Source organism: Ruegeria sp. HKCCA5929, from assembly GCF_013034525.1.
Taxonomy (GTDB): domain Bacteria; phylum Pseudomonadota; class Alphaproteobacteria; order Rhodobacterales; family Rhodobacteraceae; genus Ruegeria.
This window is the reverse complement of record NZ_WQGE01000001.1, coordinates 717,831-743,154: the sequence shown is the minus strand read 5'-3', so window position 1 is coordinate 743,154 and position 25,324 is coordinate 717,831. Positions and strand designations below refer to the sequence as shown.

29 protein-coding genes are annotated in these 25,324 nt (G+C 58.4%); 20 read left to right on the top strand and 9 right to left on the bottom strand.

Features of this window, described 5'->3' with window-relative positions; translation table 11 throughout:
• Positions 1-20 precede the first annotated feature (20 nt).
• Positions 21-1,067 carry an aldo/keto reductase gene (locus GOV90_RS03680; protein ID WP_171090461.1) on the top strand — a complete coding sequence of 349 codons (1,047 nt, stop codon included), beginning with the start codon at positions 21-23 and terminating at the stop codon, positions 1,065-1,067.
• A 74-nt stretch (positions 1,068-1,141) separates the two neighbouring features.
• Here the strand turns inward: GOV90_RS03680 and GOV90_RS03675 are convergent, their stop codons facing one another.
• Complete coding sequence (locus tag GOV90_RS03675; protein ID WP_171090459.1) at positions 1,142-2,128, bottom strand: GlxA family transcriptional regulator; 987 nt, start codon at positions 2,126-2,128, stop codon at positions 1,142-1,144.
• Positions 2,129-2,261: 133 nt separating this feature from the next.
• On the opposite strand from GOV90_RS03675, the gene GOV90_RS03670 reads away from it, so the two are divergent.
• The 4 genes from GOV90_RS03670 to GOV90_RS03655 are packed head-to-tail and all read left to right on the top strand — an operon-like array spanning position 2,262 to position 5,784.
• Positions 2,262-3,176 (top strand): 3-keto-5-aminohexanoate cleavage protein, encoded by a 915-nt coding sequence (locus GOV90_RS03670; protein WP_171090457.1) that lies wholly within the window; start codon positions 2,262-2,264, stop codon positions 3,174-3,176.
• 60 nt (positions 3,177-3,236) lie between these two features.
• Complete coding sequence (locus tag GOV90_RS03665) at positions 3,237-3,554, top strand: hypothetical protein (protein WP_171090455.1); 318 nt, start codon at positions 3,237-3,239, stop codon at positions 3,552-3,554.
• 8 nt (positions 3,555-3,562) lie between these two features.
• On the top strand, positions 3,563-5,029 hold the full coding sequence (locus GOV90_RS03660; RefSeq protein ID WP_171090453.1) for a carnitine 3-dehydrogenase: 1,467 nt from the start codon (positions 3,563-3,565) through the stop codon (positions 5,027-5,029).
• A complete protein-coding gene (locus GOV90_RS03655) occupies positions 5,026-5,784 on the top strand; it encodes an SDR family oxidoreductase (RefSeq protein WP_171090452.1) in 759 nt (252 codons plus the stop codon). The genes GOV90_RS03660 and GOV90_RS03655 overlap by 4 nt, the downstream gene beginning before the upstream one ends.
• A 1-nt stretch (position 5,785) precedes the next feature.
• On the opposite strand, the gene GOV90_RS03650 is transcribed toward GOV90_RS03655, so the two are convergent.
• Both GOV90_RS03650 and GOV90_RS03645 read right to left on the bottom strand, forming a co-directional pair.
• Entirely contained in the window at positions 5,786-5,968 is a 183-nt protein-coding gene (locus tag GOV90_RS03650) for a hypothetical protein (protein WP_171090450.1), read from the bottom strand.
• 79 nt (positions 5,969-6,047) lie between these two features.
• The gene (locus tag GOV90_RS03645) at positions 6,048-6,917 is read right to left on the bottom strand and encodes a helix-turn-helix domain-containing protein (RefSeq protein ID WP_171090447.1); all 870 of its coding nucleotides are present in this window, start codon (positions 6,915-6,917) and stop codon (positions 6,048-6,050) included.
• 108 nt (positions 6,918-7,025) lie between these two features.
• Here GOV90_RS03645 and GOV90_RS03640 point away from each other — a divergent pair, with 108 nt between their 5' ends.
• Genes GOV90_RS03640 through GOV90_RS03630 form a run of 3 tightly spaced genes read left to right on the top strand, consistent with a single transcriptional unit; the run spans position 7,026 to position 9,048 of the window.
• The gene (locus GOV90_RS03640; protein ID WP_171090445.1) at positions 7,026-7,229 is read left to right on the top strand and encodes a DUF2061 domain-containing protein; all 204 of its coding nucleotides are present in this window, start codon (positions 7,026-7,028) and stop codon (positions 7,227-7,229) included.
• The gene (locus tag GOV90_RS03635) at positions 7,222-8,124 is read left to right on the top strand and encodes a fatty acid desaturase (RefSeq protein ID WP_171090443.1); all 903 of its coding nucleotides are present in this window, start codon (positions 7,222-7,224) and stop codon (positions 8,122-8,124) included. Before GOV90_RS03640 ends, GOV90_RS03635 begins: the two co-directional genes overlap by 8 nt.
• A 21-nt stretch (positions 8,125-8,145) precedes the next feature.
• Positions 8,146-9,048 carry an EamA family transporter gene (locus GOV90_RS03630; protein WP_171090441.1) on the top strand — a complete coding sequence of 301 codons (903 nt, stop codon included), beginning with the start codon at positions 8,146-8,148 and terminating at the stop codon, positions 9,046-9,048.
• On the opposite strand, the gene GOV90_RS03625 is transcribed toward GOV90_RS03630, so the two are convergent.
• From GOV90_RS03625 to GOV90_RS03610, 4 genes are all read right to left on the bottom strand, one after another.
• Positions 9,045-10,406 carry a DEAD/DEAH box helicase gene (locus tag GOV90_RS03625; RefSeq protein WP_171090439.1) on the bottom strand — a complete coding sequence of 454 codons (1,362 nt, stop codon included), beginning with the start codon at positions 10,404-10,406 and terminating at the stop codon, positions 9,045-9,047. The two genes, GOV90_RS03630 and GOV90_RS03625, sit on opposite strands and share 4 nt — an antisense overlap.
• A 185-nt stretch (positions 10,407-10,591) precedes the next feature.
• Positions 10,592-11,521, bottom strand: coding sequence for a glycosyltransferase family 2 protein (locus GOV90_RS03620; protein ID WP_171172814.1), 930 nt, complete (start codon positions 11,519-11,521; stop codon positions 10,592-10,594).
• Positions 11,518-12,261 (bottom strand): hypothetical protein, encoded by a 744-nt coding sequence (locus tag GOV90_RS03615; protein ID WP_171090435.1) that lies wholly within the window; start codon positions 12,259-12,261, stop codon positions 11,518-11,520. Before GOV90_RS03615 ends, GOV90_RS03620 begins: the two co-directional genes overlap by 4 nt.
• 49 nt (positions 12,262-12,310) lie before the next feature.
• Complete coding sequence (locus tag GOV90_RS03610) at positions 12,311-13,915, bottom strand: peptide chain release factor 3 (RefSeq protein WP_171090433.1); 1,605 nt, start codon at positions 13,913-13,915, stop codon at positions 12,311-12,313.
• Positions 13,916-14,024: 109 nt separating this feature from the next.
• Between GOV90_RS03610 and GOV90_RS03605 the strand changes: the two genes are divergently transcribed.
• The 8 genes from GOV90_RS03605 to GOV90_RS03570 all read left to right on the top strand — a co-directional run bounded on the left by GOV90_RS03605 (position 14,025) and on the right by GOV90_RS03570 (position 21,474).
• The gene (locus GOV90_RS03605) at positions 14,025-14,387 is read left to right on the top strand and encodes a nuclear transport factor 2 family protein (protein ID WP_171090432.1); all 363 of its coding nucleotides are present in this window, start codon (positions 14,025-14,027) and stop codon (positions 14,385-14,387) included.
• 75 nt (positions 14,388-14,462) lie between these two features.
• Positions 14,463-15,242, top strand: a complete 780-nt coding sequence (locus GOV90_RS03600; RefSeq protein WP_171090430.1) for an SDR family oxidoreductase — start codon at positions 14,463-14,465, stop codon at positions 15,240-15,242.
• A 2-nt stretch (positions 15,243-15,244) separates the two neighbouring features.
• Positions 15,245-16,357: a hypothetical protein gene (locus GOV90_RS03595; protein ID WP_171090428.1), complete on the top strand. Its 1,113-nt coding sequence runs from the start codon at positions 15,245-15,247 to the stop codon at positions 16,355-16,357.
• A gap of 106 nt (positions 16,358-16,463) precedes the next feature.
• Positions 16,464-17,516, top strand: a complete 1,053-nt coding sequence (locus tag GOV90_RS03590; protein WP_171090426.1) for a methyltransferase domain-containing protein — start codon at positions 16,464-16,466, stop codon at positions 17,514-17,516.
• Between the two features lie 45 nt (positions 17,517-17,561).
• Positions 17,562-18,692 (top strand): ABC transporter ATP-binding protein, encoded by a 1,131-nt coding sequence (locus GOV90_RS03585; RefSeq protein WP_171090425.1) that lies wholly within the window; start codon positions 17,562-17,564, stop codon positions 18,690-18,692.
• A 114-nt stretch (positions 18,693-18,806) separates the two neighbouring features.
• On the top strand, positions 18,807-19,589 hold the full coding sequence (gene surE / locus GOV90_RS03580) for a 5'/3'-nucleotidase SurE (RefSeq protein WP_171090423.1): 783 nt from the start codon (positions 18,807-18,809) through the stop codon (positions 19,587-19,589).
• On the top strand, positions 19,586-20,236 hold the full coding sequence (locus tag GOV90_RS03575; RefSeq protein ID WP_171090421.1) for a protein-L-isoaspartate(D-aspartate) O-methyltransferase: 651 nt from the start codon (positions 19,586-19,588) through the stop codon (positions 20,234-20,236). The genes surE and GOV90_RS03575 overlap by 4 nt, the downstream gene beginning before the upstream one ends.
• Before the next feature lie 62 nt (positions 20,237-20,298).
• Positions 20,299-21,474: a peptidoglycan DD-metalloendopeptidase family protein gene (locus GOV90_RS03570; RefSeq protein WP_171090419.1), complete on the top strand. Its 1,176-nt coding sequence runs from the start codon at positions 20,299-20,301 to the stop codon at positions 21,472-21,474.
• Positions 21,475-21,536: 62 nt separating this feature from the next.
• Here the strand turns inward: GOV90_RS03570 and GOV90_RS03565 are convergent, their stop codons facing one another.
• Both GOV90_RS03565 and GOV90_RS03560 read right to left on the bottom strand, forming a co-directional pair.
• Positions 21,537-22,208 (bottom strand): YafY family protein, encoded by a 672-nt coding sequence (locus GOV90_RS03565; RefSeq protein ID WP_171090417.1) that lies wholly within the window; start codon positions 22,206-22,208, stop codon positions 21,537-21,539.
• A gap of 21 nt (positions 22,209-22,229) precedes the next feature.
• Positions 22,230-22,535: a hypothetical protein gene (locus GOV90_RS03560; protein ID WP_171090416.1), complete on the bottom strand. Its 306-nt coding sequence runs from the start codon at positions 22,533-22,535 to the stop codon at positions 22,230-22,232.
• A gap of 222 nt (positions 22,536-22,757) precedes the next feature.
• Between GOV90_RS03560 and GOV90_RS03555 the strand changes: the two genes are divergently transcribed.
• The 4 genes from GOV90_RS03555 to GOV90_RS03540 all read left to right on the top strand — a co-directional run bounded on the left by GOV90_RS03555 (position 22,758) and on the right by GOV90_RS03540 (position 25,272).
• Positions 22,758-22,973 (top strand): twin-arginine translocase TatA/TatE family subunit, encoded by a 216-nt coding sequence (locus GOV90_RS03555; RefSeq protein WP_171090414.1) that lies wholly within the window; start codon positions 22,758-22,760, stop codon positions 22,971-22,973.
• A gap of 6 nt (positions 22,974-22,979) precedes the next feature.
• Positions 22,980-23,438: a Sec-independent protein translocase protein TatB gene (tatB, locus tag GOV90_RS03550; RefSeq protein ID WP_171090412.1), complete on the top strand. Its 459-nt coding sequence runs from the start codon at positions 22,980-22,982 to the stop codon at positions 23,436-23,438.
• Entirely contained in the window at positions 23,435-24,316 is an 882-nt protein-coding gene (tatC, locus tag GOV90_RS03545; RefSeq protein ID WP_171090410.1) for a twin-arginine translocase subunit TatC, read from the top strand. Before tatB ends, tatC begins: the two co-directional genes overlap by 4 nt.
• 113 nt (positions 24,317-24,429) lie before the next feature.
• The gene (locus GOV90_RS03540; RefSeq protein ID WP_171090408.1) at positions 24,430-25,272 is read left to right on the top strand and encodes an ATP-binding protein; all 843 of its coding nucleotides are present in this window, start codon (positions 24,430-24,432) and stop codon (positions 25,270-25,272) included.
• The last annotated feature ends 52 nt before the right edge of the window (positions 25,273-25,324 follow it).

Genomic DNA, 25,324 nt, shown 5'->3' with positions numbered 1-25,324 from the left:
GTTTTCGGGAGATTTGAAAGATGCAAATGAAGCCTTTGGGCCGTACAGGGATCATGGTGAGCGACCTGTGTCTTGGAACCATGACGTTTGGCACGCAGACCTCCGAAGCCGATGCGCACAGGCAGATGGACATGGCGCTGGATGCTGGCATCAACTTTGTGGACGCAGCCGAGATGTATCCGGTGAACCCGGTTTCAAAAGAAACGATCGGACGCACCGAAGAGATTCTGGGCAACTGGAACGCGGCCAATGCGGCGCGGCGTGGGGATTACATTCTGGCGACCAAGCATTCCGGCGAGGGGTTGTCCTTTGTACGCGAGGGTGCGCCGATCACGGGCAAGACGATCCCCGAAGCGATTGAAGGATCGTTAAAGCGGTTGCAGACAGATTGCATTGATCTCTACCAGTTTCACTGGCCGAACCGTGGCAGCTACATGTTCCGCCAGAATTGGGATTTTGCGCCAACCGGGCACAACACCGATGACGTTCTAGAGAACATGCAGGAGTGTCTGGAGGCGTTGCAGGCTCAGGTCGACAAGGGCAACATCCGCGCCTTTGGTCTGTCCAACGAAAGCGCATGGGGCACAGCGCAGTGGGTGCGTTTGGCCGAAAAGATGGGTGCGCCGCGTGTGGCATCGGTTCAGAACGAATATTCTCTACTCTGTCGTCTGTTCGACACGGATATGGCCGAGCTATGCGTGCATGAAGATGTCGGGCTGATGGCGTTCTCGCCTTTGGGTACCGGGTTGCTGACGGGTAAGTATCAGGGTGGTGCCGTCCCGGACGGTTCGCGCATGTCGCTTTCGCCTGAACTGGGCGGGCGCAAGTCTGATCGGGTGTTTGATGCTGTCGCGGCTTATCTGGACGTTGCTGCGCGTCATAGCTTGGATCCGACGCATATGGCATTGGCCTGGTGCCGCACGCGGCCATTCATGATGTCCGCTATTTTTGGCGCGACCACGGTTGAGCAGCTTGAACACGTATTGGCTGGCGCGGATCTGACGTTGTCAGATGAGGTGCTGGCAGAGTTGGATGCAGCCCATAAGGCGCACCCAATGCCGTACTGAGGGCAGGGGGCGCTGCCCCCGCCGCCTTCGGCGGCTCCCCCGAGGTATTTTTAGCCAGATGAAGTTGGATCCGGTCAGTGATGGGTGGGGTGCGCGCGCTCTTGCCTGAGGTCGCGGGCGGACTGGCCGTGCGCGGTGCGAAAGGCGCGGGCGAAGCTGGATTGTGAGGCAAATCCCGTGGCCAGCGCCACATCCATCAGCGGCATGTCGGTGTCGGTAACAAGTCGGCGGGCCTCGGCCAGGCGCAGTTGCAGATAATGGTCCTGCGGCGTGGTGTTCAGGCGCAGACGGAACTGTTGTTGCAACGTACGCGGGCTGGTGCCCAGTCGGTCTGCGATATAGGCAAGCGGCAGGGGGTCATCCAAAGAGTCCTGCATCAGTGAATTGGCCTTGGCGGTCAAAGCTGTGTGGCGGTGTGGTGCGCCAGTGCGACTTTGCGGTTTGGCAGGGTCTGGAGCGCCTTCGTAGAGGAACAAGCCCGAAACGCGCGCCGCGAAACCCGCGCCATGGCGGGCGGCGATGATGTGCAGCATCATCTCAACCGCTGGGATCGCGCCCCCTGACGTCAGGCGGGTGTCCGAGACGGTGTAGCGGTCAGGGCGTACATCGACCTCGGGGAAGCGCGCGGCGAAGTTTTCCAAGTCTTCCCAATGGGTGGTGGCGGCGTGACCGTCAAGCAGCCCGGCCTCGGCCAGCAGCCATGGGCCGCCGTCGATGCCTGCCATTGTTGCACCGGTGCCTGCGATCCGGCGTAGACCCGCGAGCAGGCTGGGGGTGGCGTGACGGGCCAGTTGGAACCCGGCCACAACGATCATCAGGTCACAGCCTTGTAGACGTGCCAGCGGGATGCCGGGCACTTGCAGGGCGCTGGTCAGCATTGCCGGTTCGGGTGTGGCTGTCACATAGTCCCAGTCAAAAGCCGGGCGGTCGGCCAGACGGTTGGCCGCGCGCATCGGGTCGACGGCCGAGGCGAAGCTGAGCGTGTTGCAGTCATCAAGCACCAGCACCGCCGTTTTCAGGGCGCGATGTTCGGGTTGCAGTATGTTTTTTGCGGATTGCATCAAGTTCGATTCGCATTCTGGCAAGTTGTTTTCCCAAGGCTGCGCCAGAGTCGGGTCAGAACGCAAATCGGAATCCGGGGAGAAGCCTGGGGAAAACTCAGGTCAAAACCGGGTATAACTTGGGGAAAACGCCATGCCTCTGGAAATGAACCGTGATGTCTTTATCACCTGCGCCGTGACCGGCTCGGGTGGAACGCAGGATCGCAGCCCTCATGTACCGCGCTCGCCGCAGCAGATTGCCGACAGTGCGATCGCCGCCGCCAAGGCTGGGGCTGCGGTTGTGCATTGCCATGTGCGTGACCCCGAAACCGGTGCGCCAAGCCGTCGGCTGGACCTGTATCGTGAAGTGACAAACCGGATTCGCGACGCCGACGTGGACGTTGTTCTGAACCTGACCGCGGGGATGGGTGGGGACATCGTGTTTGGGGGCGTTGAAAGCCCGTTTCCTGTGAATGAGGCCGGCACGGACATGATCGGTGCGTCGGAGCGCGTGGCGCATATTGCCGAGTGTTTGCCCGAAATCTGCACATTGGACTGTGGCACCATGAACTTTGCCGAGGCCGATTACGTCATGACCAACACGCCCGGTGCGCTGCGCGCTATGGGACAGATGATGACGGATATGGGGGTAAAGCCCGAGATCGAAGCCTTTGACACCGGCCACCTGTGGTTTGCCAAGCAGTTGGTGAAAGAGGGGATTCTGGAGCCCAACGCCTTGGTTCAGCTGTGCATGGGTGTGCCGTGGGGCGCGCCGGACGATCTGAATACCTTCATGGCAATGGTGAACAATGTCCCCGATGACTGGACCTTCAGCGCATTTTCGCTGGGGCGTAACCAGATGGCTTATGTCGCCGCTACGGTGCTGGCGGGCGGCAACGTGCGCGTGGGTCTGGAGGATAACCTGTGGTTGGACAAGGGCGTGCTGGCCGAGAACTGGCAACTGGTCGAACGGGCCGGGACCATCATCGAGAATATGGGCGCACGGGTCATCGGGCCGCAAGAAGTGCGCGAGAAGTTGGGATTGGAAAAACGCGCGCCCAAAAACTGATTTGTTCGCGTTGGACGGCCCAATCCGAAAGCTCAGGGTGTCAGCATAAGGATCAAAACCATGCGAGCGGTTCTGGTGATGTGCGTGGCGCTCCTGATGCTGTGCCTGCCCAGGGAAGGGGCAGCGCAAGCCACAGAGGACGACTTGGCCCGTCAGGAGTGCGAAGCCAAGGGTGGACGCTATGAGGTGGGTGGGCGACTCCGGCAGTTTATCTGCTTTGAACCTTTGCCAGACGCCGGGGAGTCCTGTGAAAAAGCCTCCGATTGTGCAGGGTTCTGCCTGTCGGACACCAAACAATGCAGTGCCGTTACGCCGAAATTCGGATGCATTTCGCATCTGGATGAGGCGGGGCAGGCACAAGTGATCTGTATCGATTAGAGGACGATATGACAAAAACGGCAGCAATCATCGGGGGTGGGGTCATTGGCGGCGGATGGGCCGCGCGGTTCCTGCTGAATGGCTGGAACGTGCGGGTGTTCGACCCGGACCCGGAAGCGGAACGCAAGATTGGTGAGGTTCTGGACAATGCGCGGCGATCACTGCCGGGCCTGAGCGATGTGCCATTGCCGCCCGAAGGGACGCTGAGCTTCCATGATGACATGGCTGACGCGGTTGAAGGCGCGATTTGGATTCAGGAAAGCGTACCAGAGCGGCTGGATCTGAAACTGAAAGTCTACAAGGGTTTGCAAGAGGCTTGCGAACCGGGCGCAATCATCGGGTCCTCGACCAGCGGCTTTAAACCCTCCGAACTGCAAGACGGCGCGTTGCGCCCCGAGCAGATCGTCGTCACACATCCGTTCAACCCGGTCTACCTGCTGCCGCTGATCGAGCTGGTGCCCAGCGACAAGAACCCGCCCGAGACGGTCGCGCGAGCGCAGGAGTTGTTGAAATCGGTTGGGTTTTTCCCATTGCATATCAAGAAGGAAATCGATGCGCATATCGCGGACCGGTTCCTTGAAGCGGTCTGGCGCGAGGCTTTGTGGCTGGTCAAGGACGGCATTGCGACGACCGAGGAAATCGATGAAGCGATCCGCATGGGGTTTGGCATTCGCTGGGCCCAGATGGGTCTGTTCGAAACCTACCGCGTTGCGGGTGGTGAAGCCGGAATGCGGCATTTCATGGCGCAGTTTGGCCCGGCGTTGAAATGGCCCTGGACCAAGCTGATGGATGTACCCGAGTTCACCGATGAACTGGTCGACATGATCGCCGATCAGTCCGACGTGCAATCGGGGATGCACACGATTCGCGAGCTGGAGCGTATTCGCGACAACAACCTTGTGGGCATGATGCGGGCGCTCAAGGTGCAGAATTACGGGGCAGGCGCTGTGCTGAACCAGCATGATGCGGCTTTGAAACCAGGTGCCTTGCCGACGTTGGATCAGGCGGATGTGAGCCAGCCGATCCTGACCCTTGCGCGTGCGGTTCCATTGGACTGGACCGACTATAACGGTCATATGAACGAGGCAAAATATCTGGAAGCATTCTCTGCCGCCACCGACCGGTTCATGGAGATCATCGGATGCGACGCCGAGTATATCTCATCCGGCGGCAGCTATTTCACAACTGAAAATCACATCCGGTATATCGACGAGGTGCACGCGGGCGCCAAGATCGAGGTGCGCACGCAGATGTTGCTGGGGCAGGGCAAAAAGTTGCACGTGTTCCACAGCATGTATGAAGGCGACAAGCTTCTGGCCACTGGCGAAAGCTTCATGCTGCATGTCAGCCTTGAGACGCGCCGACCGTGCCCTCCTTCCGCTGAGATTGAGGCTGCGATGGCAAGAATTGCTGAGGCGCAATCCGCTTTGCCTTACCCTGAAGGTGCAGGGGCTGCTATTCGGAAACCCTCATGAACCAGAGGGTGCTGGTAACGGCTGGCGCGTCTGGTGTCGGTCGCGCCATGGCCGAAGCGTTTGACGCGGCTGGATATGATGTCTGGGTCACGGATATCGATCAGGCAGCGCTAAGCTCCGTGCCCGATCATTGGACGACGCATTGCGCCAATGCGTCGGATGAGGCTGATATGCGCTGCGTCTTTGATGCTGTGTCTGAGGCAGGCGGGCTGGACACCCTGTGTGCCAATGCAGGAATAGCAGGGCCAACCGATGCCATTGAAGACATCGATCTGAACGCATGGCGGGCCTGTATTGCGGTTAATCTGGACGGTGCGTTTCTGGCTGCCAAATATGCAGCACCATTGATGAAATCGGCGCGGGCGGGAAGCATCATCCTGACCTCGTCGACGGCGGGGCAGTATGGCTATCCGTACCGCGCGCCCTATGCTTCGGCCAAATGGGCGGTCATTGGCTTGATGAAGACACTCGCGATGGAGCTGGGCCCGCATGGCATACGCGCTAACGCCATCTGTCCGGGCGCAGTGGAAGGTCCGCGCATGGAAGGCGTTCTGGCCCGTGAGGCAGAAGCCAAAGGCATGAGCCGAGACGCGGTGTACCAAGGCTATGCTTCGGGTACGTCCATGGGGCGCTTTGTCGAAGCGCAGGACATAGCCAATATGGCCGTCTTCCTTGCGTCAGATGCGGCGCGGCTGGTGTCGGGTCAGGTCATCGCGGTGGATGGTCACACGGTTAATCCTGACCCGAAACTGTGATCTAGCCCTGATTTGGCCCACGAATCTGGCGGATGGTCTGACGGACCGCCTGCCAGTCCTGTGCTTCCTGTTGGTTTCCGGCAGCCTCGCATTCGCGCATTTTCTGCGCAGCTTCGGCCTCGGCCCGGTCTCCGTGAGCGGCGTAAAGGGCACGTGCGTATTGAGCGGTTTGTAATGCGTCCATTCCTGTGGTCCTCCGTCTGTGATCGGAATGCCCGAAGGTTCGCGCCAACGGACCATAGCACAGGATTGGTCTGCCCGCATCATGTGGTTTCAGAAACCCTGGATCTGAGCTGCCGCAGGTGGTTGGGAAAGTTTCGGGCAGTCACATCAGCTTCGCGCACCAGCGTGTCGAAGTGACGTGTGAAGGTTTCGATTCGGTCCCGGTCGCGGAACGCCATATAGTGACTGCCAGCGTAGAACACGCAGAGCAGGGGGCCGAAAATCGTCACCGGGGCGGAATAAAGCCGTTTTGCATCAAACAGATAGATCCGCATTCTGGGGTAAAGCTGATCGCAAAGTGTCAGAAGGTGGTCGATCTGTTCCAGCCGCACCTGCGCGCTAAGGCCGCTGTAATACCCTGTGGCGCTTGCAAAGCTCTCGATTTCGAACAGCGGCATGGCGATTTCATAATCTGACTGCGCACTGCGCATCCAGGCCAACCTGTCCTCGGACGCGCCGATGGCCTGATCTGCCGTGCGCCCCAGATGCGGGGCATATTCCCATTCCAGCACAGCACGGGTCTTGAGCATGTCGGGCAGGGTCGCCGGGACATAGCGAACCTTGTAGCCAGCGGCCTCCTTGTGCCACTCGAAGATCCGCTCATCGACCAGCGCGCGGGGGGCTTCGGTGAAACTGAGAGAGCTGGCCAGAAGTTCGGCCGCGCTTTCGGGCCTGTCGGAGAGGCTCAATAACCAATCGGCTGAAACACCAAGTGCGGCCGCGCATCCTCCGACCACATGCGCGTTGGGCAGACGCGCACCATGCCCGGTCAAAAGCTGCGATACGGTCGAGCGGTCAACACTGATGTGCCGTGCCAGCGCGCTTTGACTGATGTTTCGCTGCTCCATCGCCTGAGCCAGACGTTGACGGAACTGAGCGGCGCGATCTCTTTTGTCGATTTTTTCCTGCATACAGTGATAAATATCATAGATGGTGAATTTTGTTAATCATATTCAGAATTCCCACCATGACCATCGCCCTGTAACCCTTTGAAAAAAGCAAAAAGACTGAGGGTCGGAATGGAAACGCGGCGAAGATCTGTCGTGAAAGCAATCGTTTGGAATGTCATGGGGCTAGTCACCATGACTGTTGTGGGGCTGATTGCCACGGGCTCGGCCACTGTGGGCGGGGTTGTGGCGCTGGTGAACACCGCCATTGGCCTGACCATGTATGTGATTTACGAGCGGGTTTGGGCAGGTATCTCGTGGGGGCGCAATGGCTGAGCGACCCACTTCCCAATCGCCTGAATGGGGCACATTGTTCCTGATCATTGCCTGCTATGGGGCGTGGCTTGCAGGGCTGTTTTGGTTGGCAAGCCTGTCAGTTTGGCTGGCTGTTCCGGCCCTTGCTGTTGTTGCGGCGCTGCATTCTTCGCTGACACACGAGGCCCTGCACGGGCATCCTTTCCGCACAAAATGGGTGAACGAGGCGCTGATGGCGCTGCCGCTTACACTGTTCATCCCGTACAACCGTTTTCGGGATTTGCACCTGGCGCATCATCAGGATGCAGCGTTGACCGATCCATATGACGACCCGGAATCGAACTATTTGGATCCCAAGATCTGGTCGACTCTTCCGCGCGGCTTACAAAAGCTGCTGGCGGTCAACAACACGCTGCTTGGGCGCATGGTCTTGGGCCCGGCTATCGGACAAGTTCTGTTTCTGCGCGACGAATGGCGAGGCGCGCGGCATTGGGACAAGGATATCCTGCTGGCTTGGGCTTTGCACCTGCCGGGTGCGGCGGTGGTGCTGTGGGTTGTTGCCCAGTCGTCCATGCCGGTTTGGGCCTATTTGATTTCTGCCTATTTCGGGCTGGGGCTGCTAAAAATACGGACCTTCCTTGAGCACCGTGCGCATGAAAAATCCCGTGCGCGTACGGTTATTATCGAAGACCGGGGCCCGCTGGCTTTTCTGTTTCTGAACAACAACCTGCACGTGGTTCATCACATGAACCCCAACGCCCCGTGGTACCAGTTGCCGCAACTGTATGAAGACGGCAAGGATAGGTATCTGGCCTGCAATGAGGCTTACGTGTACCGGTCTTACGCGCAGATTTTCCGACAGTATCTGCTTCGCGCGAAAGACCCTGTGCCGCATCCGCTCTGGCCAAAGTCCTGATTTGACGACACAACGGGTGGCATGAGTCTCTGGATCCCTGTCACCATCGCTGCCGCCAGTTTTCAGACGGTACGTTTCATGCTGCAAAAGTCGCTGAGCAGTGTGAAACTGTCTGCGGCTGGCGCAACGTTTGCGCGCTTTGCTTATTCCATGCCGTTGGCTGCTGCAGGGTTGCTGGTCGCTTTGCAGGTAACGGGGGCAAGCCTGCCAACGCTCAGCCCTTTGTTCTGGCTATACGCGGTGATCGGCGGGACGGCGCAGATACTGGCGACGATTTGTGTTGTTGCCCTGTTCAAGCAGCGCAACTTTGCGGTGGGGATCACCTTTAAGAAAACCGAGGTGATACAAACAGCGATTGTCGGCTTTCTGGTTCTGGGGGATCGCGTGTCAGCGGGTGCGCTTGTGGCCATTCTGTTGGGGCTTGCCGCAGTTTTGCTGCTGTCGAAAACACCCGGAGGTGATGGGGTATGGTGGCGACATCTGAGCAATCGCGCCTCGCAACTGGGGCTTGGTTCGGGCGTTTTGTTTGCTTTCTCTGCAGTCAGCTATCGCGGTGCTTCGTTGCAACTGGGCGATGTGGATGCATGGTTCAGGGCCTTGGTCACTCTGGCCGCCGTAGTCACGTTTCAATTTCTCAGCATGGGGCTATGGCTGTTGTGGCGCGATCGGTCCGAGTTGATCGCAGTCTGGCAAACGCGGTCCACCGGCATCTTTGTCGGGCTGACCAGTCTGGGTGGGTCGTTCTGCTGGTTCTGGGCGTTCACTTTGCAAAACGCAGCGTATGTCAAAGCGCTGGGGCAGGTCGAACTGCTCCTCAGCTTGATGGCCTCGACATTGTTCTTCCGTGAAACGATCACCCGGCGAGAGATCGCCGGAATGACTTTGCTGGGGCTTTCGATACTGGCTCTGGTGCTGGCAATTTAGCCAGCACGACGCTCATCAAAGCTAAGAGCGATAAAGCTGGGCAGGTGATCACCCATCCCTACAACAACCGGACCGTTATCAGCCTTGCGGCCTCGGCCGCGCCCTTTCGGTTCACGCTCTTTCCGGGTGTCCTTAGCGCCTTCCTGGTCTTTGGCCCTTTTCTCGGGCTTCGGTTTCTCAGATTTGGGCTTTTCGGGCTTGGCCTCTTCCTTGACCGGGTTGTCGATGCGCAGGATGTCTTTCTGGATCAGCTTTTCGATTGCATCCAAAGCTTTCTCATCACGGCCCGAGCAAATCGTGATGGCCTTGCCTTCGCGCCCGGCGCGACCGGTGCGGCCGATGCGGTGGACGTAGTCCTCGGCATGGCCGGGAACGTCGAAGTTGAACACGTGACTGACCGAAGGAATATCCAAACCCCGCGCGGCGACGTCCGAGGCCACCAGCAGGCGCAAGGATCCATCGCGGAACCCGTCCAGCGTTTTCATGCGCTGCGACTGGTCCAGATCACCATGGATCGCGGCAGCGTTATAGCCGTATTTCTTCAGCGATTTCGCGCAGATATCCACATCTGTCTTGCGGTTGCAGAAGATGATCGCGTTGGTGCACTTGTCACCCTCGGCATCGATCAACGCACGCAGAACTTTGCGTTTGTTGCTGGCCTCACGATCGCGGCGACCGCCTTTGAACATGACGACGCCCTGTTCGATGGTCTCGGATGCGGTGGCCTGACGGGCAACCTCAATCCGGGCAGGGGCGGATAGGAAGGTGTCGGTGATGCGTTCGATCTCAGAGGCCATGGTGGCCGAGAAGAACAGGGTTTGGCGCGTGAACGGCGTCAGCGAGAAGATGCGTTCGATATCGGGGATAAAGCCCATGTCCAACATCCGGTCGGCTTCGTCCACCACCATGATCTGAACACCGGTCAGCAACAGCTTGCCGCGTTCGAAATGGTCCAGCAGGCGACCCGGCGTGGCGATCAGAACGTCAACGCCCCGGTCGATCAACGCCTCTTGCTCCTTAAAGCTGACGCCGCCGATCAACAGCGCTTTGGTCAGTTTCAGGTGCTTTGTGTAGGTGTCGAAATTCTCAGCCACCTGCGCGGCGAGTTCGCGTGTCGGGCACAGAACCAGCGAACGCGGCATGCGTGCACGGGCGCGGCCACGGGCCAGCAGGGTGATCATCGGCAAGGTGAAGCTGGCGGTTTTGCCAGTGCCGGTCTGCGCAATCCCCAGAACATCGCGACCTTCCAGAGCGGGCGGAATCGCACCTTCCTGGATCGGAGTGGGGGTTTCGTATCCGGCTTCCTCAATGGCTTTGAGGACCTTTGGGTTCAGGTTCAGTTCGTTAAACTTTGTCATGTAAGTCCGGTTTTTGCGGACACTTGACCTGGCCCGCGCGTCAAAGATGTGCCGGGCCCGGATGGCCATGCGCGCAATGCGCCTGTTCGGCTTGGAGGCGGACATAACAAAAACGTAGGTCAGGGTCAAATGAAGTCGGCTTAATGCGGGGCACGCAGACCGTTCGCAAGATTTTCCGCAACAATTCAGCAGCTTCCGGGGAAGTGTTTCGCCAATTTTTCATCTAAATCCAGGGGGCGGTGCCGCAACAGGCCGTGCTGGTCCAGTCGAGCGCGCACTTCGGGGTCTGCGCCGCTCATTTCATCGAAAAACGCGCGCAGCCCTTCCATGCCCTGTTCGTCCTCAATCCAGTTGAGTAGTTCGTTCTTGTTCAGCCCGCCTTGCTCGCGTGGTACGTTGGGTGCCATGCCTGCCTGATACGAGCCGCGATCCATGCGAAATTGGTAATGCCCGATCCAGTGGTCCCAATCCGGTGCGTGTCGGTGGCACAGTTCAACTTCAGGCAGCTCGTATTTGCACGGCAGCAGTTTTTTGTTCTGAAACAGGTTGTGGATGCGGAAGTTCAGGTACTTCAGACCGGTTCGTACGAACAGCTTGCCCTGCACGTGGCTGAGAAAACCGCCCAGAACAAAAGCTCCGTAGGTTGGATAAATCGCTTCGACCAGAGCCTCGCGGTTGGGGCCCTGGGGGATGTGTGCCTTGTACAGATCGTCGCCAGTTGCCAGCGCCTCCATCGGGCGGACACGGGCGGCATTGATGTTGGGCGGTACATTGCCAAGCACATCGGCGATGGGGGTTGGGGACCAAAGAAACTCGTCCACGTCAATATGTGCAAGCCAGTCCAATGGCGTGTTGCGATAGGCAAAGGTTGCATGAACCGTTTGACGAACCTGATGCTTTTCCGGCCGAGCGCGACCTCGATTTTCCCAGAACGCATCATCGCAGACCCGCACACGCACCTTGGGGTGCATCCGAAGGGTTCGAAATGTAAGCCGATTGGGTTCGTCCATGTAAATGTACATAAAGTCCGCGCCCAGATCGAGGTGATGGGCCACAAAACGTAGCACGTTCTCGGTCGGCCCCCGAACCATCGATACGATACCCCAGGTGGTCATGCGCGCGTCGCGCGGGCGTCGCGCATCTGTTTCAGGCGGCGAAAGACACCGCCGGAATCTTTGTTGAGATTCGTCATCAGGTGATCGACCAGCGGCGCGATGGTTGGGTCGTGCATCGCCTGGGTCCAGATTGGGGCGATAAGATTGACGTCCAACCCACCTTTTTCAAAAGAAAAACCCTTCATTTGAAAGGGCAGATCTACATGGTTTTTGTCTTCGAACCGAAAGGGCGTATCCGGGGCCAGGCCCGAGAACAGGCGTTCAAACTCGTAAAGCTTCATCAGACCAAACAGCATCCGCAACGCGTGACCCACCTCGCGCTGTGTTGCCGTCTGGCCGTGGTCTGCAAATGTCTGAACCGAAGACACCAGCCAGCGCAGGTCGAGTGTGGCCAGCAGGTGATCGGACTGTTCGTCCCACAATCGGCAGAAAAGGGCTGGCGCGTGGCGGGGAAAAGACCGTTTTCTAAGGTTCGAAATCAATTGCGCGTTTAGGAAGGCCAGTTCCGACTGACCAACAAACTCGCGCGCGATTTGGGCGCGTTTGCGATCCCATGTGGTGCTGCGCCCGGGCGGCACTTCGGTGGCGCTGTCTGGAACCGTGCGTCTGGCTAGATCATCCAGATCAACGTCGGGATCGGGCAGGGTGAGGGTGCCGAACTGAAACGGACTGCGCCGGTTCTCATAGCTGTCCAGCATGTCGGGCAAGCCACCGGGAAAGGTCAGTTCGTCGTCACTCATGCGCGCAGGATTGCACAGCCGGGTTCGGCTGCGCAATCAGCCAGTTGGATTACACCATCATCTCTTTTGTCGCGGTCAGGTTTAGCGCCGGATAGTCGCGCACGACCCGGTCGATGTCCCATTGCAGGCGCGTCAGATAGACGATGTCACCGTCATGATCATGGGCGATGTGCTGCTTGTTTGCGTTGACGAACTTCTCGACCTCGGCCTTGTCACCGCTGACCCATCGGGCCGAGGTGAATTGCGACGCCTCGAACCGAACGGGCAAGCCGTATTCCATCTCAATCCGGCTGGCGAGCACTTCGAATTGCAGCGCGCCGACAACGCCGACGATAAAGCCCGACCCGATTGAGGGTTTGAACACTTTGGCCGCGCCTTCTTCGGCGAATTGCATCAGGGCTTTTTCCAGATGTTTGGCTTTCATCGGATCGCCCGCACGGACGCCCTGCAGCAGTTCTGGCGCAAACGAAGGAATGCCGGTCACGCGCAGCGCCTCGCCCTCGGTCAGCGTATCGCCGATGCGTAGTTGGCCGTGGTTCGGGATGCCGATGATGTCCCCGGCCCAAGCCTCTTCGGCCAGTTCGCGGTCGGATGCAAGGAACAGAACCGGATTCGAGATCGCCATGGGCTTTTTGGACCGCACATGCGTCAGCTTCATGCCACGTTTGAAGTGACCTGAAGCCATACGGACAAAGGCAACCCGGTCGCGGTGCTTGGGGTCCATATTGGCCTGCACCTTGAAGACAAAGCCTGCGACTTTCTTTTCGTCGGGCGCAATCTGACGCGGTTCCGCCGATTGAACCTGCGGCTGCGGGCCGTAAGCGCCGATACCTTCCATCAGCTCTTTGACGCCAAACGAGTTGATTGCCGAACCGAACCAGATCGGGGTCATGTGGCCTTCCAAAACCGCCTGCGGGTCAAGCGCGGGCAACAGCTCACGCGCCATCTCGACTTCTTCCAGCAGCTTGTCCAGCAGGTGCTCGGGCACATGTTCGGCCAATTTCGGGTCGTCCAACCCGTTGATTTCGATGCTTTCCGCCACCTTGTTGCGATCAGCGCGGTCCATTAGTTCCAGCCGGTCACGCAGCATGTCGTAACAGCCGATGAAGTCACGGCCCACGCCAATCGGCCAGGCCGCAGGCGTGACGTCGATGGCCAGCATTTCCTGAATTTCGTCGATGATCTCGAACGTATCGCGGCTTTCGCGGTCCATCTTGTTACAGAAGGTCAGGATCGGAAGATCGCGCAGACGGCAGACCTCGAACAGTTTCTGCGTCTGGCTTTCCACACCTTTCGCACCATCGATCACCATGACGGCCGCGTCCACCGCAGTCAGCGTGCGATAAGTATCCTCTGAAAAGTCCGAGTGGCCGGGCGTATCCACCAGATTGAAGCGGAAATTGTCATAGTCGAACGACATGGCCGATGCGGAAACCGAGATGCCCCGATCCTTTTCCATCTGCATAAAGTCCGACCGCGTCCGCCGTGCCTCGCCCTTGGCGCGCACCTGACCGGCCATCTGGATCGCGCCCCCATACAACAGGAACTTTTCCGTCAACGTGGTCTTGCCCGCATCCGGGTGCGAGATGATGGCGAATGTCCGGCGACGGGCGATCTCGGGCGGCAGGGTTGGTTGGTTCGAGGTATCAAGCATGAGCGCGCGTATATGCGGGGAAACCCGCCGAAGCAAGACAAAGGGGGTGGTTCGAATCATGTGCCTGTGACAATAAGAACATATAGTGAACAAATAATGGAGAGGATCAATGAATTTGAAAGAGATTGCAGATGAACTGGTCGCCGGATGCCGTGAGGACCGTGCCAAGGAAAACCTGTCTACGCTTTACGCTCCCGATGCTGTTTCGGTCGAAGGGCAGGACTTTCAAGGCATGGGGCGCGAAACCCACGGCGTGGAAGCCATACGTGGCAAGCATGAGTGGTGGGAAAGTGCCCATGAAGTCTCGGGGGCTTCCGTCAGTGATCCGTTTCCCCATGGTGACGACCGTTTTGCCGTGATTTTCGAAGTGCAGGGCACTGTGAAGGAAACTGGTGAATCCTTCGATATGCGCGAAGTGGGCGTCTACCACGTGGCCGACGGCAAAATCGTGCGGGAAGAGTTCTTTTATTGATGAACGAACCGTTTCTGGTCTTCTTTGTCTGGCCAGTGCTAGACATGCGCACGAAGACAGGCAAAGGGGATCAGAATGGATCTGGGTATTCAGGGAAAACGTGCGCTGGTGTGTGCCAGTAGCAAAGGGTTGGGATTGGGCTGCGCCGAGGCGTTGGCCGAAGCAGGCGTTGATCTGGTGATGAACGCGCGAGGTTCTGACGCTTTGGAGGCTGAGGCTGCGCGTCTGCGAAATGACTACGGCGTCAAGGTGAACACCGTTGCCTGTGATGTCACCACAGCCGAAGGGCAAGAGGCCGTGATTGATGCGGCGCAGGGCGTTGATATCCTTGTGACAAATGCAGGTGGTCCCCCTCCGGGATTGTGGTCGGATTGGGATCGTGACGACTTCATTAAGGCGTTGGATGCCAACATGCTGACGCCAATTGCGTTTATGAAAGCACTGTTGCCCGGAATGATCGACAAAGGATGGGGGCGTGTCGTCAACATCACGTCGCAATCTGTGCGTGCTCCGATCCCGGCCTTGGGGTTGTCGAACGCGGCGCGCACGGGTCTGACCGGATATGTGGCCGGCACGTCGCGTCAGGTTGCGCCCTTTGGGGTCAATATCAACAACCTGCTGCCGGGAATTCATGCCACCGACCGGGCGGATTCACTGGACAGCGGTGTCGCATCGCAACAAGGCATTTCGATGGATGAGGCGCGTGCAAACCGAGCAGCCACGATCCCTGCACGCCGCTATGGCACACGGCAGGAATTCGGTGCCGCTTGTGCATTTCTTTGTTCGCAACAGGCGGGATTCATAGTCGGGCAAAACGTTCTGCTGGACGGTGGCGCCGGAAACATGACGATGTAAAGATGGCGCAGAATTTCTCTTTGAAAGACCAGTTGTTCAATGCGGAAAAAACCCGCTATCTCGCGGGTTTGTTTGACGCAGCTGATGCGTCTTTTGATGCCGAGGCGTTTCATGCGCAGGTCATGTCGCGTCTGCTGGAACTGGAACTGAAAGAGAGAATGGCCTGGATTTCAGACTGTCTTCAACAGGCTGTGCCGGGCGATCTGCCAACGGTTGCCCCCGTTATCCTGCGCGCTTTGCCCCCGCCGTTGGACCCCACGAAAACAGATGACGATTTCGGAGATTTCATCTTTGCCCCCTTGGGCGAATGGGTGGCGGCGATCGGGCAGGATCATGTGGAACTGGCGTTGGATGTGTTGGAAGAGATAACACAGCGGTTTTCCATGGAGTGGGCCATTCGCCCGTTTCTGAACCAAGCCCCTGATGCTGTGATAAAGCGGATGCAACAGTGGTGCAGCCATGACAGTTATCACGTGCGCCGGTTGGTCAGCGAGGGCACACGCCCCCGGTTACCATGGGGACAGGGGATTGATCTGGAATTGACCGATCCGCTACCGCTGCTGGACCAGCTGCACGGGGACGGCACACGCTATGTCACCCGGTCTGTGGCCAACCATCTGAACGACATCACCAAGAAGAACCCCGAACTGGTATTGGAACGCTTAAAAAAGTGGCGCGTTGCTGGGCAACAAAACACGGCCGAGTTGGATTGGATGACGTCGCACACATTGCGCGGGCTGGTGAAAGCAGGACACCCTGAGGCGATGAAGGTGCTGGGGTTTGATCCGGATGCTGAAATAGCTGCGTCAATTGATGTGATTTCTGAAGCCCGGATTGGTGATGCGCTTGAGTTTTCAGTTGCCCTGACCGGTGCAGGCGAACAGCCGGTTCTGGTGGATTATATTGTTCATTTCCAACGCCCTGGCGGGAAAACCTCGGCCAAGGTGCATAAACTCAAGCAGGCGGCGCTGAAGAATGGTCGCTTGCACCTAAGCAAACGTCATAAGCTGAAGGGCGACGCCACAACGTTCAAACTGGTGCCCGGTGCGCATCGTCTTGAGGTGCAAGTGAACGGCAAGGTTCGTGCAGGTGTCGATTTCGAGCTGCTGGGCTAGGCCCACATATAAAGTTAACGTTTTTGTAATAAACGCAGGCTTTGGATTGCTTGACACAGCGCGCTGCATTACCTGCGGACCAACCAAGTATGAAGGGAAGACTGCGATGAAGCATGAATCGGTGCAGAATTACTATGGTGAAGTCCTGCAGAGCAGCGCGGATTTGCAGACCAACGCGTGCTGTACGCCCGATGACATGCCGGATCACGTGAAAAAGATCCTCTCGAAAATCCATGACGACGTGCTGACACGGTACTACGGCTGTGGTCTGATCGCGCCTCTGGATCTTGAGGGCATGTCGATCCTCGATCTGGGCTGTGGCGCGGGGCGTGACGTGTACGCCCTTTCAGCCATGGTCGGTGAAACGGGCCGGGTGGTTGGTGTCGACATGACGCCCGAGCAGTTGGATATTGCCCGTGCGCATCAGGACTATCACGCCCAAGCGTTTGGGCACGCCAAAAGCAACGTAGAATTCCATCACGGCTATATCGAAAAGCTGGATGAGCTGGACTTGGAGCCCGGATCCTTCGACATCATCGTGTCGAACTGCGTCATCAACCTGGCCACCGACAAAGATGCAGTTCTGCGCGGCGCGCATCGGCTGTTGAAAGAAGGCGGCGAGATGTATTTCTCGGACGTTTACGCAGACCGCCGTATCCCGCAGGCGATGGCCGAGGACGAAGTGCTGTATGGCGAATGCCTGTCGGGTGCATTGTACTGGAATGACTTCCTGTCGATGGCCCGTAAGGCCGGTTTTGGTGATCCAAGACGCGAGACTCACCGTCCGTTGACTATCGAAAATCCCGCGCTCGAAGCACGTGTGGCACCGCTTAAGTTCCTGTCGGCGACGTATCGATTGTTCAAACTGCCCGCGCTGGAACCGGCTTGCGAAGATTACGGCCAGGCGGTGATCTATAAGGGCACTGTACCCAACGCCCCGCATGAGTTTGTTCTGGACGATCATCACATCATCGAAACCGGCAAGGTCTTTCTGGTCTGCGGCAACACATGGATGATGCTGCATGACACGCGGTTCGCGCGGCACTTTGACTTTATCGGTGACTTCTCGACCCATTACGGCATCTTCGAAGGCTGCGGCGGTGAAAGCCCGTTTGAGGCCGTGGGTGAAACCGCATCCTCGGGCGGCGGCTGCTGCTGATCCCTTGCACCTGAGGGGCGGGGTTGCTATCCCCGCCTAAGCCCGATGGAATTGATCGGGAAAGGCAATTGGGGTCCATCGGTGACAGGTAACGCAACTCCTCCACGTCTGGAAATTCGCAACATTATCCGCCGCTTCGAGGGGCGGGTTGTGGTGGATGACGTGTCACTGACCGTTCAGGCGGGCAAGGTGACGTGTTTGTTGGGGCCGTCGGGCTGCGGCAAATCCACGACGCTGCGCATGATCGCCGGGGTCGAGATGCAGGACTCGGGCGAGATATACGTAGATGGCAAGCTGATTTGCGACACTGTCTTCCGGGTTCCCCCGGAACGGCGAGAGATTGGTCTGATGTTTCAGGATTTCGCGCTGTTTCCACATCTGAGCGTGGCCAACAATGTCGCTTTTGGCCTGAAAGGCAGCAAGGATGAAAAACGCGCCCGGGTTGAAGAACTGCTGCGCAAAGTGGATCTGATGCGCTTCATCGACGGGTTTCCGCATCAGTTGTCTGGGGGTGAGCAGCAGCGTGTGGCGCTGGCCCGCGCCTTGGCTCCACGACCCCGGATTATGTTGATGGACGAGCCATTTTCCGGCCTCGACAACCGTCTGCGTGATGGCATTCGGGACGAAACGCTGTCCATCCTCAAGGAAGAGGACGCCGCCGTTTTGCTGGTCACGCACGAGCCGGAAGAAGCGATGCGCATGGCGGATGAGATCGCGCTGATGCGGCGTGGCAAGGTGGTGCAGCAAGGCGCGCCCTATAACGTTTACACCCGACCGGCAGACAAAGCTGCCGTGGCTTTTTTCAGTGATGTCAACGTGTTGCGGGCACAAGTCAATGGGGCTTTGGCGGATACGCCGTTTGGTCAGTTTCTTGCGCCAGGTATCCCGGATGGAACAGATGTCGAAATTGTATTCCGCCCGCAGCACGTCAAGCTGGACTTTGACCGCAATGGTAAGGGGCCTTCGCCCACGCCCTCGGCTGGTGTGGCTGCGCGAGGCGTGGTCGAGCGTGCGCGCTTTTTAGGAAACGAAAGCCTTGTCGAGTTTCGCATGGACTATGACGGCTCGATCCTCAAGGCGACGGTTCCAAATGTCTTTGTGCCGGGTCCGGGTCGCGTCATGTGGCTGACCATTCGCCGGGACAGGTGTTTTGTATTCCCCGAGAGCAAAACCTGACCTGACGATTTCCACCCAAGTGGTGCGCGAAAGCCTCAGATTGCAGTCCTGCGTCGCTTGCCGCAACGCAGGCCGGGGTCTATCAAGGGCCAAACGCGGGGGTAAAACGGGCATATGCGTATTCTTCTGACCAATGATGACGGGATCAACGCTCCGGGCTTGATCACGCTTGAGGCGATTGCAGCCGAACTGGCTGGGCCGGATGGCGAAGTTTGGGTGGTTGCGCCTGCCTTCGAGCAATCCGGGGTTGGGCATTGTATCAGCTACACCCATCCCACAATGATCGCCAAGCTGAGCGAGCGGCGCTATGCAGCCGAAGGGTCGCCTGCGGATTGCGTTTTGGCGGGGCTGCATGATGTGATGGCAGACTGCCGACCCGACCTGGTTTTATCCGGTGTAAACCGGGGGAACAACTCGGCTGAGAACACGCTTTATTCCGGCACGATTGGTGGTGCGATGGAGGCAGCCCTGCAAGGTGTGCCCGCAATTGCACTGTCGCAGTATTTCGGCCCGCGCAATCTTGGGCTGGATGATCCGTTTGAGGCCGCCGCGCGCTTTGGCGCTGATCTGGTCCGGCGTATTCTGGATGCCAATCCGGCCGAGCAGGGCGATTACCGCCTGTTCTATAACGTGAATTTCCCACCCGTTCCTGCAGATGAGGTGCTGGGCACGCGTGTTGCAGCGCAGGGCTTCCGGCGCGACACGCATTTCTCGGTCGAACCGCACAGCTCGCCCTCGGGGCGGCGATTCCTGTGGATCAAAGGCGGTTATCAGCACAACCCAACCGCCCCGGGCACCGATGCGGCGGTCAATCTGGAAGGCTATATCTCGGTCACGCCAATGCGTGCTGACCTGACCGCCTACGACATGCTGGAGGCGCTGAAGGCAGTCGAATGAGCGGACTGGACCCTGAAACCGTAATGCAGTTCCTGTTTGCCCTGCGCAAACGGGGCGTGACCGATGCGCGCGTTCTGGCAGCGATGGAGCAGGTGGACCGGGGCCGGTTTGTCACCGGCCTGTTTGCAGACCGCGCTTATGAGGACATGCCGCTTCCGATTGCCTGCGGCCAGACGATCAGCCAGCCTTCGGTTGTCGGGCTGATGACGCAGGCGCTGGATGTGCGTGCACGGGACACCGTGCTCGAGATTGGCACTGGTTCAGGCTATCAGGCGGCGATCCTGTCCAAGCTGGCGCGCCGGGTTTACACGGTCGAACGCCACAGGCGGTTGGTCAATGAAACGGGTAAGCTGTTTGCCGACCTGGGACTGACGAATATCACTGCCATGTTGTCGGATGGATCCTTTGGTTTGCCGGAACAGGCGCCGTTTGATCGGATCATTGTGACCGCAGCGGCCGAAGACCCTCCGGGCCCGCTCTTGGCGCAGCTGAAAATCGGGGGTATTATGGTTTTACCCGTGGGTCAGTCGGACGCCGTGCAGCAGTTGATCAAAGTGACGCGCACTGAAACCGGTCTGGACTATGATGAATTGACGTCGGTTCGTTTTGTGCCTCTGCTGGAGGGGCTTGGGAAGGACGAGACGTAACAGGCTTTGTGAATTGGTCGCCGGAACCCCGGACAACAGGGGCAGGCTTTGAGGACAGAATTATGAAAGCAGTATCCAAATCAGCTATGCGCCGCTGCGCGACCGGACTGGTCGCTGTGGCCGTTTTGGCCGGGTGTGAAGGGCCATTGGACTATGATCTGCGTGGGCAGGTCGGTGGGTTCTCGACTGCCGATGCGGCGCAAGCTTCCACCACATCGCGGCCCACACCGGACAGCCGGGGTGTGATCACTTATCCCAACTATCAGGTTGCCGTAGCCCGTCGGGGCGACACAGTGCGTGACGTTGCCGCGCGTGTTGGCCTGCCGGAAAGTGAGTTGTCGCGCTTCAACGGATTGCAGGCGACCGACAGTTTGCGAGAAGGCGAAGTGCTGGCCTTGCCGCGCTCGGTCGGCGCCGGTAGCGGGGTGGATATCGCTTCGGTGGCCGGAAGTGCGATCGATCAGGCCCCGGATACGGGTTCGGTTCAGACAACGACATTGGAACCAGCGAAACCCGCGCCAACCGCCGCCCCTGTGCCTTCGGGGCCGGAACCGGTCCGGCACAAGGTCAAACGGGGCGAGACGGCCTACACCATCTCGAGGCTCTATCAGGTGCCGGTCGACGCGCTTGCGGAGTGGAACGGGCTTGGGCCCGATTTTACCGTGCGCGAAGGTCAGTTTCTTTTGATTCCGGTCAAGAACCAGCCTGCGCCCCGGCAAAGCGCTGCGACGGCTGCGGCACCTGTTGCGGCCACTGAAGTGACCGAGCCGGGGCAGGGATCGCCAACTCCGACCCCGCCAAGCGCCACCCAGCCGCTGCCTGAAGAAAAAGTTGCACCCAAAGCCGAGGCGCCGGATGTGACGGCCGAAGCCCCGACCAACACGCGCTCTTCAGCCCTTTCACTGCCAGTAAGCGGTACCATCATCCGTGGCTACAACAAGGGCAAGAATGAGGGCATCGACATAGCCGCAGCACCCGGTACGGCTGTAACAGCGGCCGAGGCAGGTACGGTTGCGGCGATAACGGCGGATGCGGATCAGGTTCCGATCATCGTGGTCAAACACAAAAACGATCTGCTGACAGTTTATGCCAATGTGGACGACATCACCGTCAAGAAAGGTGACCGCGTACGTCGTGGTCAAAAGCTGGCGCAGTTGCGGGGTGGAGACAACGCCTATGTACATTTTGAAGTGCGCAAAGGGTTCGAGTCTGTTGATCCAGAGCCCTACCTGAAGTGAGGATGAATGGCCCGTTTCGGGCCATGCCTCCGGCGGGAGTATTTTTGAAAAGATGAAGAAGGTCAGACGTTTGGGTCGTAGTCGCTCAGGCGTTTGCCGGGTTCGTCCGCAAAGAGTTCCGGCAGCGGGGCGATAGTTTCGATCAGGTCGATACGGAAGACGCGGAAACCCTGGCGAAGTTCGCACCAAGCGGTGAGGGTCCAGACGCGGCCCCAGTATTCCATGTGAAGCGGGCGGATGGTGCGTTCGGTCAGAACCCCGTCGATCCTTTGATATGACAAGCGAAGTTTCTGGCGCGATTTGATGGCTGCGCGGATCGGGGCCATATGTGCCAGCCCACGGGCAGCATCGGCAAAGGGGTAAACGGCGAACTTCCATGCGTCGGCTTCGGCTACTACCTGCGTGGGCAAGACGGCATCGATTTTGTCAGCCAGAGAATTGGCAGCGGCTTTCAGGTCAGGATCGGCGGCCTCGGCCACGATAGCCATACCGAGGTTGAGCGCTTCAAGCTCGGCTGTAGTCAGGTTCAGCGGGGGCAGGGTGATCTGCTCGCGCACCATGTAGCCCACGCCGCGTTCGCCTTCGACCGGAACACCCGAAGCCACCAGCGTATCCATATCGCGATAGATGGTGCGGACCGATACCTCGAGCCGGTCCGCAATGTCCTGCGCACGGTGCAGTTTGCCGTCGCGCAGGATCTGTATGATGTCGAAAAGACGATCCGTGCGGCGCATATTACGCCGTCCAGACCGCGCTTAGGCGGTCATGTTCCATAACACGTTCTCGTGGCGCATCTGAATGCTGTCAGGATTGATGGCTGCCATCAGACCGGCGCAGAAGTCCTGTTGTGGGAATTGCGCGGCGGCGTCTTTGGCCGCCTTCATGTCCGTCCAGACGACATAATCGGTCCAACGCCCGTCTTCGCCCTGGCTCAACTGGCGATGGGCGAAGCCCGGTGCGCTGCGGACAAAGGCTTCTGAGGCTTGGCTGAGTTTCACAAATTCTTCCGGTGTGGTGCCGTTGGCAAGGGTGAAGGTGACGATTTCAGCAACATGGGTCATTTGGGTCTCCGTTGACCAGGTTTCGATACCGTCTTCTTATTGCTATTCAACTGACATAAACCTGTCAGTTGTAAAATGCGAGCCCTTAGATTTTGCGGGATCACATCAATTTTTCCCTTCAAACCGTGCTTGATCCCTTTTGAGGCAACGCATCCGGGCGTAAACACAGAGCCAGTTCATATTCCCGGCACGTAAGGGTGCCGATGAAAGAGGAGAAAAGACATGCTCAACAATATCGGCCTTCCCGGTCTTCTGCTGATCGCCGTTGTGGTTCTGGTTCTGTTTGGCCGCGGCAAGATCAGCTCGCTGATGGGTGAAGTAGGCAAAGGTATCACCGCGTTCAAGAAGGGCGTGAAGGATGGCACGGAAGAGCTGGAACAAGATGCGTCCGAGATGGCCAAGGACGTCACACCTGAAACCGAGAAAGACAAGGCGTAAGCGCAGATGTTTGATCTGGGCTGGACCGAACTTCTGGTCATCGGCATCGTTGCCCTGATCGTTGTGGGGCCAAAGGACCTGCCGGTGTTGTTCCGCAATGTCGGGCGTTTTGTCGGCAAAGCCCGTGGCATGGCGCGCGAATTCAGCAGCGCCATGAACGAGGCCGCCGATCAAGCTGGTGTGAACGAGATCAAGAAAGGTCTCGACGCTGCCGCGAATCCTGTGGGTTCTGCCATGGACGGTGTCAAACAAGCCGCGCAGGATATGGCCAAAAGCATTGATCCTACCAAGTTCGATCCTGACAGCGAAACCGGCAAACTGGCGGCAGAACGGGCCGAGCAGGCCAAGAAAATTCAGGCCACCACAGCACGTGCCGCTGCCGAACGCAAAGCCAAGGAAGCCGCCGACGCACTGGCCAAGGCGGAAGAGGCCGAAGCCGCGCTGAACACTGAAAGCAAGACATGAGCAAGACCGACGAGATCGAAGATACCTCGGCCCCCCTGATCGAGCATCTGGCCGAGCTGCGCACGCGGTTGATACACTGCGTCGTGGCTTTTCTGGTCGGGATGATCATTTGCTTTACCGTGGCCACGCCGCTTTTTAACTTTCTGACCAATCCCCTATGCGAGGTACTGACTGAGCGTGGACAGGATTGCGGCCTGATTTTCATCTCGCCACAGGAAGGTTTCTTTGTGGCTATCAAGGTCTCGTTGCTTGGCGGGTTCATTCTGGCGTTTCCCTATATCGGGATGCAGATGTGGCGCTTTGTGGCGCCGGGGCTGTATAAGTCGGAAAAGAACGCGTTTTTGCCCTTCATGCTGGCCTCGCCCTTCATGTTCCTTCTGGGCGCAAGCTTCGCGTTCTATGTCGTCACGCCACTGGCCTATGATTTCTTCCTTGGGTTTCAGCAATTTGGTGCTGAAGGTGAAGCCGTAGCAGATGGTGCAACTGCTGCACCTCTGAGCGTGGTTTTCCAGGGCTCAGCACAGGAATACCTGAACCTGACGATCAAGTTCATCGTGGCTTTCGGGCTGTGCTTCCAACTGCCGGTTCTTTTGACCCTCATGGGTAAGGCAGGGCTGGTGAGCGCCGAAGGCCTGGGTGCCGTGCGCAAATATGCAGTCGTAGGCATTCTGGTGCTGGCTGCTATCGTGACACCCCCGGATGTAATCACGCAGATCATTCTCTTTGTTGTGGTTTATGGCCTTTACGAAATTTCGATCTTCCTGGTCGCTCGGGTCGAACGCAAGCGCGAAGAACAGCTACGTGCCGACGGCTATTACGACGATGAAGAGGCCGAAGCGGATGCCGATCATATGCAGGATTACGAAGAAAAATCGTGATCTATAGAAAATACTGAACAAGGCGTGCCGATCTCTGGCGCGCCTTTTTCGTTTCCGCCTCTTGTTGCGCCGGAAGGAACATGGTTTGAACGCCAAAACGACCGGAGGCCCCTATGGATGATCAAGCCCTGAACCGTATTGCTGATGCGCTGGACCGCATGGCACCGGCCCCATTGGCTGCCCCGGATTTTGACGAAGCCCCTGCATTTGTCTGGCATGTGGAACCCGACCGGTTAGAGCCTGTGAACCAGGTCAACCGCGTCGATTTGGACTTGTTGGTCGGCATCAATCGTTCGCGCGACACCTTGCTTGATAACACGCGTCGGTTTGCCGCCGGATACAAGGCGAACAACGCGTTGTTGTGGGGCGCGCGGGGCATGGGGAAGTCCAGCCTTGTCAAGGCAGTGCACGGAACCCTGCAATCGGACCATCCGGATTTGAAGCTGGTCGAATTGCAACGCGAGGATATGGCGTCGGTTGCACGCCTTCTGAACCATCTGCGCGCTGCGCCGCACCGGTTCATCCTGTTCTGTGACGATTTGTCGTTCAGCCACGATGACCAGCATTACAAATCGCTCAAGGCCGTTCTGGACGGTGGTATTGAAGGTCGCCCGGAAAATGTCGTGTTCTACGCCACCTCGAACCGTCGTCACCTGATGCCAAGGGACATGATCGAAAACGAACGCTCCAGCGCCATCAACCCATCCGAGGCGGTTGAGGAAAAGGTTTCGCTGTCCGACCGTTTTGGACTTTGGCTGGGCTTTCACCCCTGCGATCAGGACGAATATCTGGCCATGATTGACCGCTATTGCGCGGCCTATGGCGTATCGGTCGATGCAGGCACTCTGAGGGCCGAAGCCATTGAGTGGCAAGCCACGCGCGGCTCACGCTCAGGCCGCGTTGCCTGGCAATTCTTTGTCGATCTGGCCGGTCGCAACGGCGTTCACATCGCCTGATCCCAGCTTCATCTGGCCAAAAATACCTCCGCCGGAGGCATGGCCCGCGAGG